Source organism: Methylobacterium sp. 4-46 (genome assembly GCF_000019365.1).
Lineage (GTDB): Bacteria > Pseudomonadota > Alphaproteobacteria > Rhizobiales > Beijerinckiaceae > Methylobacterium.
In genome coordinates, this window is the sequence record NC_010511.1 from 2,117,453 (window position 1) to 2,132,397 (window position 14,945).

The following is a 14,945-nucleotide window of genomic DNA, read 5'->3' on the forward strand; positions in this document are numbered from 1 at the left end:
TTCGTGAGCCAGCGGGGCGTGTCGCAAACTCGGGTTCAGGCCGCAGAAGGACCTCTGCCGCCCCGCTTTCATGCTTTGTTCGCAACGGGAAGGCCGAAGCAGGTGGCCAGCAGGTGGTTCTGCTCCCGCACGGTCCACGCGCCCGCGAACCCGGAGCCCTTGCGCAGCCACAGCATCGCCTCGAAGCCCTGGATCGTGCGCCGGGCCGTGTGGAAGGAGCGGAACCCGCCCACCCGCGGCATCGCCCGCTTCACCCGGAAGTGGTCGCTCTCGATCCCCTGCTGCAGGTGCTTGCTGACGTGGTGGGTCGGAGCGCGCGGCAGCAGGCCCTCCTTGCGGCTCTCGGCGATCGCCGGCGGGTAGGGGCCGGCGCCGTCCGTGCCGATCCGGTCGGGCGCGAGAAGCGGCTGATCCTGCAGCATCTTGCGGAAGAAGCGCTTGGCGGCCTCCAGGTCGCGGTTGGCGGTGAGCAGGAAGTCGACCGCCTCGCCATGCTTGTCGATGGCCCGGTACAGGTAGCGCCATTGGCCGCGTACCTTGATGTACGTTTCATCCACGCGCACGGTCCCGCAATGCGGCTTGGGGAGCGGCGAAGTCGCCGCTCGTTGGCGGGCGCGTAGGACAGCACCCAGCGGTTGATGGTGGAGTGGTCGACCGTGAGACCCCTCTCCAGGAGCATCTCCTCGATGTCGCCGTAGCTCAGCGCGTAGCGCAGGGACCAGGAGACAGCCTGCACACTTCAGCGTGGCTTCGAAATGCCGGCCCCGGAAGTCGCCGCGGGCCTGCCGCTTCAGCTTGAGGGCGAAGGTGTTGAGGATCATGGGCCGGCTCCGGAGCGGAGGCGGCAAGCTCGGCGGGCATGGCTAACGGCCCGTGAACGCGGGGCCCCATCGCGTTTGCGACAGGCCCACGAATAGTCAGGCGGCGCCCCGGCCCATGTGGCTCTTCGCGTTCGGCCAAGCGGACGCTCGCGATCCGTCGCATGACGGCTACGCATGAGCTTCCGGCCCTGCCGCGCCCGGCTTCCGCGAATCCTGACCCGAACCTCTAGGTAGCGGTGGCGGGTCTGCGACCTGCCTCCCGGCAGCCTCACCCGGGTTCCGCGGCCCTGGATTCACAGATCTATCCCTCTCAGTAGGCGTGCCCTGCGCAGATCTGCACCCTCCCCCCACGGGCGAGGTGGCGGGTCTGCGGGGCGTGTCGCAAACGTTCAACAGCCGAAAAGATCTTCTCCGAACAGCGCGTTACAATGCCTGCTCACCCCCCTTCGACGAGGTCGGCGAAGCGGTTTGACGGGCCTGATATCGCCCCATCGGACCGGAGTGCGCCCGTGCCGGGAGCATGATTTTCTACGCCAAACATCTTTGCGACACGCCCGGTCAGGCTGCCGGGAGGCAGGGTCGCAGGCCCGCCGGCGCCACCTAGAGATGCAGCAGCGCCATCGCGGGAGCGGGGCGCGGCAGGGCTGGAAGCTCATGCGTGCGCGTCATGCGACGGGCCGCGAGCGTCCGCTTGGCCGAACATAGTGGGTCACGCCCGGCAGCATGCCGCCGACCGATCGTTAACCATTTCGCCGGGCGGACCCTGGCTCGTCCTTGGAGGCGGCGCTGGAGCCGCCGCGAAGGGGCATCGGTGCCTGAAATTTCCTGGCCTTCGTGCCGGGGCACCCCGTAGGAGGGCGGGATGACCTACACTCTCGTCCCTCTGGCTCCCGGCTCCTACGACGTCCTGCTCGACGGTGAGATCATCGCGAGCCTCGTTCGAGATGTGCAGCCGCACCGCCGCTCACGTGACTGGCACATCGAGTTGCTGACGTGGTCGCCGGGCGTGACACCGCCGGTGCCGTTCCTCAACCCGGTCCACACCTTTCCAAGCTTCCCGGCCGCGCTGGAGTGGCTCGGCGTTCCCAACACTGGATGGGTGAACTGATGCGGTAGGCGGACATTGTTGCACCGCAATATGAGTGCATCGTACAATGCATGAACAGTAAGCTGAGCAATGGGCCCGAAGGAGTGGCCTCGAACCGAAGCCGTTGTCTGGCGGTCACCTGCAAGCGTTGTGGCGCACTGCCGGCCAGCCAGGAGGAACGCGAGCACGTCTACCAGGACCTCTTCTGCCACGCTTGTAGCAAGCAGCAGGAGGTGGACGTGGATGACTAAACCCGCATTTCGCCTGTGGAACCCTGGATCTCAGCAAGCCCATGCGGCGGGACGAGCACTCTGGGCTTCGTGGCGCTCCAGGCCGGCCTTGTCAGGGGGGGCGGGGATGTCCGCCGCACCCCAGATCCGAGGTTAAGGGCAGGGCGGGCGTTCCATGAGGGATCGGGCAAGGCTCGACGTCAGCCGGATCAGGCACGTAGGCGCACACGCGCAGTGGTGGCTTGAGGAAGCGTCTGGCGGGCAGAATTCTGAACATGTACCGGACGCATGCCAGCTAAGTAGATCGACGTAGCTGGTGCACACGTTCGGAAATGAGGAGCCCTGGCGACGAGCGCCTTAAAGCTCAAATCCGCACCGCGGTTGGCCTTCCGAATAGCTAAGTTGCCATAAACATGGGCAAAAATCACATTCTGCCTGTGGCATTCCTGCACATATGAACGATAGTACTTAAAATATTTAGCCATGCACCATATTTCTTGCTCAAATAACCTATTGTGCAATGCAGCAATCGGTGCTCATCTGGCGCGAGAGATTTCAAAATTCGGAGGTTCCGATGCGCACCACGCTCTGCGTGTGCATGTTCGCCATCACTGCCGCTGCCGCCCCCGTCCGCGCTGGCGACACAAGTATGACGGTCTCCCCACCTCTCTTCCGTGAGATGGCGCGCGAAACCGCCAAGGTGCGGCCTTCGTCCGAATTGAGTGTTTCCCCGCAGCCTGTCGCCGCCTCGCGCCAGCCCCAGCTCGGTGCCGCGCCTGAGGCGCCGGCCCGTACGGGTTCGATCGACTAGCGAACGAGAACGGCTCGACGCGTCCGGCGCCAGAGACCCCACGCGCGGGCCGGGCTGCTCCGTGTCCCGTTGGCCAGCCCACGCTTCTCCTCCCGCACAAGGAACACCAATTTGCCAGCTTCGAACTTCGGCCCCGTGTGGAAGCTCGGCGTCAACCTGATGATGCTCGGCGTTGAGGCTCAGACAGTGATCAGTCTGCGCCTCGCCAAGATCGCGCTGGGCGGACCCGCCGCGGTAACGGAAGGGCAGCTCATGGTGAGCGAGAAACTGCTGGCGGCTATTGAAGCCGCGATGCAACTCGCGACCGGCAAGTCGCCCGGCCACGTCGTGAGCGGATACCGCCGGAAGGTCCGTGCGAATACGCGTCGGTTGCGCAGGGGGTGAGAAGCAACACGTCGGCTCTCGCCATGGTGGCCGGCCACACTGCGCCTGATCCCGCTCAGAACCCCGGCAGAGCCCCGAACGCCCGGATGAAGTCCGCTGGCCGCCCCCGCGCCCGCTGTAAGGGCCGGGGAAGGCGCCTGCAGCGGCGGCAGCACCCTCGGCGCTCCGCCCCTGAACGACTGCGAGGCCCGCAGCGCGTCGACGCCATCATCCAGCACCCGCTGTGGTCCATGCGCAGCTGCGGGCCCGGCCTGGACGGCTCTGGGGCTCAGGCGGGGGCGTGTACGGCGTTCCGGTGGCCGGCGGGGCGGGGAGGTAGCGGCGGCTCCGCGCCCACCCTGCGTGGTGCTCTCCCGCGGCTCCGGGGCAACGCGGGCATCGGCGGCTGGTGGACCGCGGAGCGGCAGCAGCACGCGGTCGACGTTCTGGTGAAGGGGGCGGCTCTCGGAGCTGGGCGCGAAGGCCCTGGTGGCGCGCTGGTCGGCCGTGGAGGCCCGCGGCGGCCTGACCTCGGTGAACCCGCGCTCGGGGGCGTTCGGGATCGCGCAGTGGCTGTCTCGGGACCGTCTGGCTCCGATCTGCGGCAACACCGACTTCGACGCGCAGCTCTGGCACGCCCTGCGCAAGCTGCACACGACCGAGCGCCGGGCGCTCGCGAAGCTCAACTCCGCCAAGACCCCGCTCGAGGCCACGACCGGGGCTTCGAGGTCCGAGCGGGCGGAGGACTACAACGCGCGCATGGGCGTCGACCTATTCACCGGCCGAACCGCCGCGGCGATGGCGGGGCCGAAGGTTGGCCCTGGGGGCGAGCCGGCGCTGGTCGCGATCGGTGGCGACGTGCTATGGTCTGGTGCGCTCCCTGGTGCAGCAGATCGAGGGCGAGATCGACATCCGCAGCGACGCTGGCGTGACCGTAACGATCTCATTCCCGGACCTGCCGCCGCAGGGGACTGCAAGTTAGGGCCTGCTGGCCGGAGCGGATGCCCCCGTTGCAGTGGCGGTCGAGCCACAGGTCCTATGTCAGGAATGCCACGCCTAACTGGCCTGGAGCCCGCCAAACGACGCTGCAACGGACCCTGATCGGACGCGGGCCGAACATGAGGTCCAGGTCGTCTGGGAACTCCGCCTCAGGCGGCACGAGCAACCGTGCCCCGCCAGGTGAGATCTCGCGGAGACCACATAGGGAAATCCCAACAGAGTCAACCGTTGAGATGGTTCCAAATTCAGGACCGAACAGCCCCGCATCGGAATTCAGGTCGGGCACAATCAATCCTAGGAGCTCGAGATTAAGCCCTCACGCTCACAGTCGCACAGCGCAGAAGGTTTGGATACAGCTCAGTTTCTAGGGTGAATCTTCAAATGGCCAAGGCCGTCCCACAACGACACGTTTGTGCAAATCACCAGCGATTGGCTCTAACGACTCCAGGAACATTCTGGCTCTATGCGGCGGGTAGGCGCTCGTGGCCGTCCGGCGCGGCTTGAACCCCGCACCGGAGGAAATGCGGGCTGCCCCCGTAACGAGTTCTTGGCCCTGGCCGTTTCTCCTCCAATCGTCCAATCAAACATACGCAATGGGGAGGCGGGCCTGGATCGATAAGGACAGTTCAGGTGGGGGTTGGTGCGGCCTTCCCATGCCGTCAGCCGGCGATCCAACATCCAGGTTCCAGACAAACGATACTCATGAGTGGAGGCCGGGCCGGATGAACAGCCGTGCTTGGTCGCCGCGTTCCGGTTGAGAACGCATGCTCAAAGAGCCGGAGCGATCTCGCTCTCCCGAACCGCACGCTCACCCATGCGGGAGCGAATGCGGTAAGTCGCTTCCCCAGTGCGATCCTCCGGCATCAGCCGCACGATCTCGAAGACCTCGCCGCTGCTCACGAGCTTGTCGGAGAATCCGGCCGGACGCATCTTCACGTTCTGATGAAGCTTGAGTTTGTGCGACATTGATTATTCCTGATGTTGGCGGACGACGTGTCGTTCTCAAGCACGCTGCGGCGTTGGCGAAGCTCGCTCAGCCGCGTTGGCGCGCCTTGCGCGCCGCGTACCGGGCATCCCGCGCGGCTTTCTGCTCGGCCTGGAGCGTCGTCGCGCGGGCCGACGCCTCAGCGACATCCCGCGCCTGATCCGCGGCCTCCTTCTCGCGCAGCACAGCCTCCTGCTCGCGTAACGCGGCCTGCTCGGCCTGTACGCGGGCCGCCTCCGCCTGGCGGGCGGCTTCCCGTTCGACCAACCGCGTGATGCGCGCCTCGGCGACGGCCTGCCGCTAGGCGCGCCGCGCCGTGAGCGCTACATCGTCCGCTGCGCTCCGCGCGGAGCGGACAAGCATGGCGCTTCTGGCCTCGGCGGAGGACTTCAGCCGCTCGCCGAACGAGGCCTCCTTGAACCCGCCCATCCGTCAGACTCGGCTCAGGCTGAGCGAGTGGACCGGGCCCGAGAACCGGTCGGCGAGGTGCCAGCGCAACTCCCGCACCGAGTGGTAGCGGTAGGTGCGGTCGATCAGGTGACTGACATCCAGCCGTTCCTGAGCCTGCTGCCTCCAGATCTGCTGTACCTGAAACGTTTCGACTTCGATCAAGACGGGCTGGCAATTTGCGACTGAAGTGAAAGTAAAATCCACGTTGTGAAATCCATTCGAGTTCGGACTCCTCGTGAGGAGCAGGGGGTACGGACGACGAGGTCCGCACCCCGGTGCAAACCGGACTACTCCGCCCGGAGATTGCCGGCCGACTGCTTGCCGCTCCGGCGATCCGTCTCCATCTCGTAGGAGACCTTCTGGCCCTCAGACAGCGTCTGCAGGCCCGCGCGCTCGACGGCGGAGATGTGAACGAACACGTCCTTGCTGCCATCCTCCGGCTGAATGAAACCGAAGCCCTTCTGGCCGTTGAACCACTTCACGGTGCCGATGCTCATAGTCGTATCCATAGTTTCGTAAGTGCAGGCGTGAGCTTGGCGCGCGATCAGCAGCGCCAAGGCTCGGATGATCGATAGGATTTGGAGAGAGTGTCAGAGCATGCGCCCCGCTCAGCAGGGCGACGAGGCCCGGAAGTCCGGCCAAAGATCGATACGCTTAGTATGGGCCGCTTCAGCACCGATGGCAAGGCGCCCAGATGAAAAGACCTCGCTACCCTGCTCCGCTTGTGGCCAAACGCGCGTTCGGACGGGCCTATTCGGCAACCACATCCGGCGGCACGCCGGGACGAGTGCGGCACGGTTAAGCAACTGGCTGCGCTAGTGTTTCGCCCCGGACTTGGCGGTTGTAACCGCCTGGCCCTTGGTGCTCGGGGCAGCCGCAATGGTCTTCGGCTTTTCCTTCTTCGGCTTCTTGGCTTCGCGGTTTCCGCGCTTGCGATCGTCACTCATGAGGATCCCCCTGGTCAGACGTCGGGGGCCGCCCCGTCTCGTCCATCTGACGTGACCGACTCCGACAGGCGCGTGAAATCAGCCAGCACGGCAGCCACCATGCTGTGCAAGCGAGGATCGTCGCAGGACAGCGAGGCGGAGAAGCGCTCCAGCAGGTATCGCGCCTTCTGAACCGCTTCCGGCCACGTCGCGGCTTCCGCCGAGAACAGGTTGGCTTCGAGGTCGTGCTGGCGCGCGACAAGGTCCGCGTGTTGTGCTTTCACGGCGGCCCGCCTGCGGCGGAGCGTCGTGGCCTTCTGAGCGGCCATCCCGCGCCGCTCGTCCAGTTCGATCGAGCGGTCCGTCATCCGGCCAACCTTCATCTTCGCGCGGCTAACATGACAGCTTTCCTCGTCCATGTCCGTTAACTCGGAGGCGCCGCGAGTCGCAGTTTCGAGGATCGCCGGAGCAAACCGATCGGTTTGGAGGCGTGGTGATGGGGATCGCGGCCGGAAGCATCGGTGCTGTTCCGGCCGGCACGAGGAGCAAGCGATGGTCGACCTGCACATCCAGCACCGAACTCTCTACCGATTTCGGCACCCCGTGACACTCGGGGCGCATCGGCTGATGCTGCGACCGCGCGAAAACCGCGACGTGCGCTTGGTGTCCAGCAACATCACTTTGACGCCCTGAGCCACGCTGAGCTGGGCCAACGACGTGTTCGGCAATGCCGTGGCAACGGCCACGTTCGGCCAGCCATCGGATACGCTCGTGATCGAGAGCGTCGCGCAGGTCGTTCTTTCGGCTGCAGCCTACCCGGTCTTTCCGATCGCTGCTTCCGCCATCTCCTATCCCTTTCGCTACTCCGACGACGAGTGGGGCGACCTCGGCCTCCTGACGGTTCAGCAATACCCTGACGATGGAGGGCTGAGAGCCTGGGCGCAGGGCTTCGTCGCGGGGAACCCGACGGATACCCTGTCGCTGCTGCAGGATCCGAGTGCCGGTGTTGCCCGGTGCGTTGCCTACCAAGCCCGCGAGGACGAAGGCACGCAGTCGCCGAGCCAAAGCCTGTCCTTCGCACAAGGGTCCTGCCGAGATCTCGCGACCCTGTTCGTCGAAGCCGTGCGCAGCCTCGGCTTCGGGACCCGGATCGTCTCCGGTTGCCTCTATCACCCGACCCAGACCCTGGTAGGCTCGGCGAATGCCGGCTCGACGCACGCGTGGGGCGAGGTCTACGTGCCAGGCGCGGGCTGGATCACGTTCGACCCAACCACAGCATGGGCGGCGCGAACCTGATCCCGGTCGCCGTCGCCCGCGACATCCGGCAGGCCATGCCGGTGGCCGGCAGCCTTCTTGGCGCAACGAACGCCTTCCAGAACATGAGCGTCGAGGTCAGCGTCGCCTCGTGATGAGCGATCCTGCTGGCGGAGGTAATTACCCAGGGGGGTCCGGCCCGGTGTCGGAGCCGGCTGAGCTTATCTGCGATGAGGTGGGCGGCGCGGGGCACGATCGGGCGCCGATGGTCTTGAGGAGGGTGGCGAAGGTGCCGGCCCCCGAGAGGCGAGCGGTGTCGACGACCGTGCGCACGTCCGCCTCGCCTGCGGCCGCCCACATAGCACGGTAGCCGTTCGTCACCTTGCGTTGCACCACTGCCGGGCGCAGAGCGCGCTCACACCCGTTGTTGGTGACCGCCACGCACCCGGGATGGTCGAGGAAGACCAGGAGTTGATCACGGGCCCTGCCGATCTTGGCTTGCAGAGCGCGGCTCAGGTCGCAACGGCTCGGGGCGGACAGGATCTCCGACAGCTGCCGCTCCAGTGCCCGGCGCTTGGCCGAGAGCGTCGAGGCCGCCAAGTCGATGACGCGCTCGGCCAGGCTGAACACGGACCCGAGCCACAACTGCAGGCGCAGCGGCACCGGATCTTCGCTGACCTCGACCGCGTAGGCGACGTCGCGCCAGACGCGCCAGGCAGGTCTGGTGCCGCGCGCCGTGGCCCCCCTGCTGGGCGGTGTAGCGGTCCGACAGCCACACCGCGGGCCGGTGCCCGTCCATCATCGCGTGCACCACCGCGGCGGCGCGCGTCGGGGCGGCGTGATGAACGACCGCCTCGTCCGAGCGGAAGACCCAATGGTACGCGTTGCTGCCTTCGATGCGTACGCCGGTCTCGTCCGAGGCGACCACCGCGGCCCGGCGCAGTGCCGAGACCGCCGCCTCGCGACCAACGCGGAACTGCCCCTGGGCCCGCCGCAGCAGGTTCATCAGCCCGCCCTGGCTCAGGGTCAGCCCGAACAGGTCGCCCAGCGCGGCTTGCAGGCGCTCGTAGGACAGAGCCTGGAAGGTCTTCAGGTACACCGCCACCGCGTGCAGCCGCGGACCGAACGGTGTGCCGCACGCCTCCCGCGGCACCGGAGCGACGACGCGGGTGCCACATGAGGGGCAATGCACCGCGAGCCGCTGATGCCGGGTGACGAACGGCGTCACCGCGGGCAACTCGATCTGCTCGCACACGCTGACGATCTCGGCGGGCAGGTCGGCCGCCAGGGTACCGCCGCAGCAGGGGCACTGACCTGGGCGGTGGGCGACGACCTCGTCAGGATCGGGACTGAGCGCGCGGCTATGCCCCTCGTGACCCGGCTTGGCGCCGCCAGGCTTGGCCTGCTCGCGCCGCTCCTTGCGATCCGTGGAGGGCGGCTTGGAGGAGGTGCGCGAGGTCTTCTCCGGCCGCTGCAGGCGCAGCACCAGTTCGATCAACTCCTCTTTGCTCAGACGTTCCAAATCGTGGCGGCCCATCTCCCGAGGGAATCAGCCAAAGCGGCTCCGGGCAAGAGGCGCCGCGAGCGCCCCCATCGGCTCCTCGCCGGCGTCACGCCGCGACCGAGCGCACCCCCTGGGTAATTGCTGGCGGAGATGGTCCGCTCCAGCATCAGGCCGAGTTGCCCCCGAGCGGTCCGGCCATGCTATTGGTGAGGGGGATGTTGTGCCTGTGCGGTGAGCCTTTGAGGCCGGGCGTGTCGCAAAGGTTTTGGCCGTAGAGAATTATGCTCCCGGCAGAGGCGCACCCCGGTCCGACGGGGCGATATCAGGCCCGTCAAACCAGTTCACTGACCTCGTCGGAGTGGGTGAGCAGGCGGCGAGCAGGCATTGTAATTCTCTGTTCGGAGGAGATTTTTCGGCCGTTAAACATTTGCGACACGCCCCGGCACGACCCACCCTCTCGTGATCGATAGCTTCGAGGGCGACATGCTAAAGCTAGTGTACCGTAAGCGAGCTGATCTCGTACTCGCGGCTGTAATGACTCATCAGCTCGACCACGGTTTGAGCGAACGCGCGGCTTTCGTCCGCTGAATTGGTTGCTGTCTGAATGGAGAAGCCCGGAAAAACATTGCCAGCCGCGACTGGATTAAATCGGAGTGCAATCAGATTTTCGCCTCCTGGGCGACCCTGGATCTGTATCAAGATCATTCGCGCGACTTGCGCCCACGTCTTCCGCTCACGCTGCATCGAAGGCGCCTCCGGCCAAGAACGGAGTGTGCGCCAGAAGCAGTCCTCTGTCCCCCACATTCGGGGAGGGCCGATGGCCGGCTATTACCGCCGGGGAGATCGAGGACGGGCTCCACATTGCCATCGCCACAGCAGCGTGCGCGGTAGGAGCGGATCGCCACGGCCGGATGAGCGTGCCTGCCCTACGTTCCGACCTTACTGACCTCCTGCTCAACGGCATCGACCGCCGCCCGAATGCGCGAGGCCTGCCGCGGTACGCCGTGCGTCGACCTCTACGGCATCGCTGTGCCAGGGTGAGGCCGCTGGCCTTCATTATCCGAAGCCGTCCATGATGAAACCTTCTTCAGATCTCAAACCGGCTTTAGATTGATCAGCTTTCGACCAATATTGTATAGTCTATTACTATCTTCGTGCGCACATCTCAAAAAATTTGCCAACTTGTGATTATCTCGCTGCCCTAATTTGAACGCTTCATTAGCCGAGCTGATGGCTTTAGCGTCTCCTTTGCTGAACGCTTCCTTCAATTCAGCTCGCCCCTTCACATCATTCCCTTTATTCAGGCTCCAATCCAAGTCTTCTTTAACTGCCTTCCAATTCGCAGACATCTGATCCTCCCGCACCTGGTTTGGGCAGATTACAGCATATGATCCTTCTTCATTCCCTCGAGTTTAAGCGTGTGATCGGGTTCCCTCGGGCGGTGCGCCCCTGACCCGGGCCCGCACCTGTTCTGTCCCGAATGGAGGCTGTCGGACGTTGGGGCGCGAGCCTGCTGCGATCAAGACTAACCTCCCGGGGAGGCGCTTCGCGCGACAAGGACCGTCCCGCGCCGCGCCCTGCTGCTCGGTTGCTGGTTGTACAGCATCCTCACCTGACTCTTTGTCCGCAGGATGGACGTGATCACTGCGATTGCGCTTTCAGGGTGCCTCGCGCCTGCTCGATCGCGTCCTCAACGGCGATATGTCGGTCCTCGGCCTCGCCGCTGACGGCGAGGGAGGCGCAGCGTTCCGCTAACTCGTCCTAAAGATCGTCAAGGGCGAGAACTTGCGCCTGCAGGTCTGGCAGGCCGGCCAGATAGGCGAGGATGCTTCCTGCTGCCGTACCGGCCTGCTCCACCTGCCCGCTCTGAACGAATTCAAGCAGCAGGCTTGGACATTCGGAATGAGGCTTCATTCGCACCGACCTTGACTGGTCTCCGCTCGTGGCCAGCTTTGACGCTGGTTTGCTCCGCCGCACGCGCGACGGCTTTGATGACCTGATCGGGCGCCAGGTGATGGATCATGTGCCCCATTCCCGGAACGACGATGAGTTCGCTGTCAGGCAACTCCCGATGCAGCCGCTCGGACTGCCGGCCAACATCCGCGATCTGATCGTCCGCACCCGTCACGATCACCACCGGCAGCATCAGGTCGCGGTAGTGCTCCTGAAGCCCCACCGTGACGGGCGTCATCAGCGCCGCATCTTCGGCCGCAGCTCGGAGCTGAGAGGGGCGTAGCATCAGCTCCTTCGGCATCTGCTCGTCAAAGCGCTCCGGCACCGCGGCAGGCGCGAACATGGCCTTGAACAACCCCGGCAGGATGAGCCGGGAGACGACCGGTGACACCGTGTAGCGCATGACGTCGCCAACCACCGGGATCGCCGGCGGCGAGAACAGAACCACATCGGCCCGCAGCGTTGGATAATAGTAGCCCGAGGCGAGCACGAGGCTGCGTACGAGGTGCGGGGCCTGCAGCGCGAGGGCGACGGCGACCAAGCTGCCCCACGAATGACCGAGCACCACTGCCTGCGACACGCCGAGACGCTTCAGCGCCTTCTGGAACAAGGTCGCGTGTGCCCTCGGCGTCCAGAGAGCCCGCGGCCGCGCGCTGTAGCCGTAGCCGGGACGGTCGATAATGATGACGCGGTGGCGCGTGGCGAGATCCTCGACGATGCCGCTGACCAGGAAGTCCTGGATCATGGTGCCGTTGCCGTGGATGAGCACCAGGGGGTCGCCCTGCCCGCGTTCGACGTAGTGCAGGCGCACGCCATCGACGGTCATGAAGCGGCCGATGGGCGGGTGACGGCGCTCGGCCTCACGGGCTTTCGCGACAGTGTACAATGCCGACGCGCCGAGGGCTGCTGCGGACCCGATCAAGGCGGGTGCCAGCCAGGTCCGGCGGTCGATGTCCGGCTTCGTGGCGTCAGTGCGGTCGTCGTGCATGCATCCTCGCTTGGTCCAGGCCGGATCAAGCTGATGCTGTGCGGTTTGTTCCGCCGAGATGACACAGCGCAATCCAGCACGGTCGAGCATGGACGTGTCCGACTAGAGGCAACTGTCTATATAATTGAGGAACGTCTGATCAGACTCTCAGCTTTTTTAATTGGTTTACAACAGGCTGATCCTGCTTGCTGTCGCGTTCAGCCTTGAGTTCACCTGTCCTGACGCCACGCCGATCAGGTGATGGCGTCCGGTTCGGCACCCTCGACGCAATCACCACCGCTGGCTCGGGCTGCTGACGCTGACCGAGGCCGGGCGGGCCGCGGTTGGAGTTGCCGCATGACCCGCCCCCTCGCGATTGACAGCCTCGCGAACCATCAACGATCTTCAGTGAAGCATGAAGGTTCGCATCTCGTAGATGCGAAAAAGCTGCCAGATCATCTCGGCAACTGTCTGCACCATATTGAAATGCTCTTCTTCGCTACCCCCCTTAAAATCGAGGGCAAAGCCCGGGCTATCCTTCCCGCCTGGTGAAGGAGTGAACCGAAACCCGACAACGCACGCCCCACCGGGGCTGCTGCGGGCTTCCGCCAGGATGAGGGCTTCGATCTGAGCTCGGGACCTCGGCAACCGTTGCATGACGGGCTTTCCGACGGGAGCCAGGGTGTGCGCCTCCTTCGCAGAGGCGTCCCCCACATAGGTGAATCAGCAACATCGGCGACCTGTAAGGAGACAGCGCGACAAGCTGCCGACGTCCTTGTGATCGACGGCCTCGCGGGCGGACCGCGGACCCTAACGCAGCGTGAACGACGTGACGTCGTACTCACGGCTGTAGTACCTCATCAGCTCGACGGCGAACCGTGCGAAGACGCGACTTCCGTTCACGGAGGCGGTCGCCGTTCCTGTAGAAAATCCCGGGGACGCCTTACTCTCGGCATCACGGTCAAACCGGAGGAAGATCAGGTTTTCGCCGCCCGGGTGACCCCGGATCTGGTTCACGATCAGTTGCGCGACCTGCGCCCAGGTCTTCCGCTCACGCTTCTTCGAGACGCCCCCGACCAACGTCCCACCCTAGGCAGGAAGCAGACCGGCGTCTTTTACGTGGGAGGCGGAGCGAGCCGATGACCGCGGAATGATTTCAGCCTGGACGACGCGGCTGAGAGCTGTGGTTCGGGCTGAGAGCTATGGTTCGCGCGCGAGCCTCATGGGCGGACCGCCGCGGCGCGTAGACCACCCGGACTTCTGCAGCTTCAGCCAACTCGGCTTGCAGCAGGTTGGTCCGCTCGTGGTGGGGGATGGGGTCGTGTCCCCAGGCGTGGTGTAGCTTCGGCGTGGTCACCCCGATCACCGACTGGGGCCGGGACGATCAGGCTGCCAGGGTGGGCAGGCTGACGAGGGGATCATCGCCGATGGGGGCGATGCTTTCCAGGGTGATGGAGCGGGCGCGCTGGACGGCCCACTCGTCGTTCTGTTCGAGCAGGATCGCGCCAACAAGGCGCGTGATCGCGGCTTCGTTGGGGAAGATGCCGACCACCTCGGTGCGCCGCTTGATCTCGCCGTTGAGGCGCTCCAGCGGGTTCGTGGAGTGCAGCTTGACCCGATGCTGGGCGGGAAAGCCCATGTAGGCCAGCACGTCCGGTTCGGCCGCGTCCATCAGGGCGGCGAGTTTAGGGACCTTGGGCCGGAGTTGATCGGCCACGCGCCGCCACTGCTGACGGGCGGCCTCCGCGTCGTCCTGGGCGAAGGCGGTGGCGATGAAGGCCGACACGACGCGCCGCCCGCTGCGGCCGGCGTGGGCCAGCACGGTCCTCATGAAGGGGACGCGGCACCTCTGCCAGGTGGCATTCATCACCTTGGCAACCGAGGCCTTGATGCCCTCGTGCGCGTCCGAGATCACAAGCCTCACGCCGCGCAGACCGCGCCGGGCGAGTTTCCGGAGGAAGTCGGTCCAGAAGGTCTCGGCCTCGGAGGGGCCAACGTCCATGCCGAGCACTTCTCTGCGCCCGTCGCTGTTCACGCCCACCGCCACGATCACCGCCACCGAGACGATACGACCGTCCTGGCGCACCTTCACGGAGGTCGCGTCGATCCAGAGAGACGGCCACTCGCCTTCGATCGGCCGGTCAAGGAACGCGCCCACGCGCTCGTCGATCTCCTGGCAGAGCCGCGAGACTTGGCTCTTGGACACGCCGGTGCCGCCCATGGCTTGAACGAGATCATCGACCGAGCGGGTCGAGATGCCCTGGATGTACGCCTCCTGGATCACGGCGGTGAGTGCCTTCTCGGCCATGCGGCGCGGCTCCAGGAAAGCCGGGAAGTACGAGCCCTTGCGCAGCTTGGGGATGCGCAGCTCGACCGTGCCCGCCCGCGTCTGCCAGTCCCGGTCACGATAGCCGTTGCGCTGGACCAGCCGCTCGGCGCTCTTCTCGCCGTGGGCCGCCCCGGTCAGGCCGCCTACCTCCAGCTCCATCAGCCGCTCGGCCGCAAAGCCGATCATCTCGCGCAGCAGGTCCGCGTCGGCGCTCTTCTCCAGCAGCCCGCGCAGGCTCATCATCTCGTCGGTCATCGGAGGTCTCT

The 14,945-nt window shown here is 65.5% G+C and carries 15 protein-coding genes and 4 pseudogenes; 5 read left to right on the forward strand and 14 right to left on the reverse strand.

All coding sequences use genetic code 11. The features are described 5' to 3' along the window. Positions 1 to 68: 68 nt before the first annotated feature. A pseudogene (locus tag M446_RS08940) lies at positions 69 to 821 on the reverse strand (IS6 family transposase). 862 nt (positions 822 to 1,683) lie between these two features. Here M446_RS08940 and M446_RS08945 point away from each other — a divergent pair. From M446_RS08945 to M446_RS08955, 3 genes are all read left to right on the forward strand, one after another. Beyond that, complete coding sequence (locus M446_RS08945; protein ID WP_012331779.1) at positions 1,684 to 1,929, forward strand: hypothetical protein; 246 nt, start codon at positions 1,684 to 1,686, stop codon at positions 1,927 to 1,929. Positions 1,930 to 2,712: 783 nt separating this feature from the next. Continuing rightward, on the forward strand, positions 2,713 to 2,949 hold the full coding sequence (locus M446_RS08950; protein WP_050777474.1) for a hypothetical protein: 237 nt from the start codon (positions 2,713 to 2,715) through the stop codon (positions 2,947 to 2,949). A gap of 135 nt (positions 2,950 to 3,084) precedes the next feature. Next, a complete protein-coding gene (locus M446_RS08955; protein ID WP_012331781.1) occupies positions 3,085 to 3,333 on the forward strand; it encodes a hypothetical protein in 249 nt (82 codons plus the stop codon). A 1,015-nt stretch (positions 3,334 to 4,348) separates the two neighbouring features. On the opposite strand, the gene M446_RS39675 is transcribed toward M446_RS08955, so the two are convergent. The 7 genes and pseudogenes from M446_RS39675 to M446_RS08980 all read right to left on the reverse strand — a co-directional run bounded on the left by M446_RS39675 (position 4,349) and on the right by M446_RS08980 (position 7,091). Next, complete coding sequence (locus tag M446_RS39675) at positions 4,349 to 4,597, reverse strand: PilZ domain-containing protein (RefSeq protein WP_157182194.1); 249 nt, start codon at positions 4,595 to 4,597, stop codon at positions 4,349 to 4,351. Positions 4,598 to 5,079: 482 nt separating this feature from the next. After that, complete coding sequence (locus tag M446_RS08960) at positions 5,080 to 5,277, reverse strand: hypothetical protein (protein WP_012331783.1); 198 nt, start codon at positions 5,275 to 5,277, stop codon at positions 5,080 to 5,082. Between the two features lie 67 nt (positions 5,278 to 5,344). Next, positions 5,345 to 5,584: pseudogene (locus M446_RS39680) on the reverse strand (DUF6481 family protein); the annotation flags it as partial. Between the two features lie 144 nt (positions 5,585 to 5,728). Further along, on the reverse strand, positions 5,729 to 5,908 hold the full coding sequence (locus M446_RS08970; protein WP_415926905.1) for a hypothetical protein: 180 nt from the start codon (positions 5,906 to 5,908) through the stop codon (positions 5,729 to 5,731). A gap of 125 nt (positions 5,909 to 6,033) precedes the next feature. Further along, positions 6,034 to 6,243, reverse strand: coding sequence for a cold-shock protein (locus tag M446_RS08975; protein WP_018261828.1), 210 nt, complete (start codon positions 6,241 to 6,243; stop codon positions 6,034 to 6,036). A 318-nt stretch (positions 6,244 to 6,561) separates the two neighbouring features. After that, positions 6,562 to 6,693, reverse strand: a complete 132-nt coding sequence (locus M446_RS38830; RefSeq protein WP_265576574.1) for a hypothetical protein — start codon at positions 6,691 to 6,693, stop codon at positions 6,562 to 6,564. Between the two features lie 14 nt (positions 6,694 to 6,707). Beyond that, on the reverse strand, positions 6,708 to 7,091 hold the full coding sequence (locus M446_RS08980) for a hypothetical protein (RefSeq protein WP_012331787.1): 384 nt from the start codon (positions 7,089 to 7,091) through the stop codon (positions 6,708 to 6,710). Between the two features lie 133 nt (positions 7,092 to 7,224). Here M446_RS08980 and M446_RS08985 point away from each other — a divergent pair. Further along, positions 7,225 to 8,081: pseudogene (locus M446_RS08985) on the forward strand (transglutaminase family protein). 103 nt (positions 8,082 to 8,184) lie between these two features. On the opposite strand, the pseudogene tnpC reads toward M446_RS08985, so the two are convergent. The 4 genes and pseudogenes from tnpC to M446_RS08995 form a co-directional block, all read right to left on the reverse strand. Next, positions 8,185 to 9,463 (reverse strand): annotated as a pseudogene (gene tnpC / locus M446_RS08990) (IS66 family transposase); the annotation flags it as partial. Positions 9,464 to 9,922: 459 nt separating this feature from the next. Next, positions 9,923 to 10,174, reverse strand: coding sequence for a hypothetical protein (locus tag M446_RS35090; protein ID WP_236728744.1), 252 nt, complete (start codon positions 10,172 to 10,174; stop codon positions 9,923 to 9,925). Between the two features lie 350 nt (positions 10,175 to 10,524). Then, on the reverse strand, positions 10,525 to 10,779 hold the full coding sequence (locus M446_RS36995; protein ID WP_150108620.1) for a hypothetical protein: 255 nt from the start codon (positions 10,777 to 10,779) through the stop codon (positions 10,525 to 10,527). Between the two features lie 527 nt (positions 10,780 to 11,306). Beyond that, a complete protein-coding gene (locus tag M446_RS08995) occupies positions 11,307 to 12,371 on the reverse strand; it encodes an alpha/beta fold hydrolase (RefSeq protein WP_012331788.1) in 1,065 nt (354 codons plus the stop codon). 336 nt (positions 12,372 to 12,707) lie between these two features. Between M446_RS08995 and M446_RS37000 the strand changes: the two genes are divergently transcribed. Further along, positions 12,708 to 12,902 (forward strand): hypothetical protein, encoded by a 195-nt coding sequence (locus M446_RS37000; RefSeq protein ID WP_150108621.1) that lies wholly within the window; start codon positions 12,708 to 12,710, stop codon positions 12,900 to 12,902. A 258-nt stretch (positions 12,903 to 13,160) separates the two neighbouring features. Here M446_RS37000 and M446_RS09005 read toward each other — a convergent pair whose 3' ends face one another. Both M446_RS09005 and M446_RS09010 read right to left on the reverse strand, forming a co-directional pair. Beyond that, positions 13,161 to 13,430 (reverse strand): hypothetical protein, encoded by a 270-nt coding sequence (locus M446_RS09005; RefSeq protein WP_012331789.1) that lies wholly within the window; start codon positions 13,428 to 13,430, stop codon positions 13,161 to 13,163. A 304-nt stretch (positions 13,431 to 13,734) separates the two neighbouring features. Continuing rightward, the gene (locus M446_RS09010) at positions 13,735 to 14,934 is read right to left on the reverse strand and encodes an IS256 family transposase (protein ID WP_012330728.1); all 1,200 of its coding nucleotides are present in this window, start codon (positions 14,932 to 14,934) and stop codon (positions 13,735 to 13,737) included. Between the last annotated feature and the right edge of the window lie 11 nt (positions 14,935 to 14,945).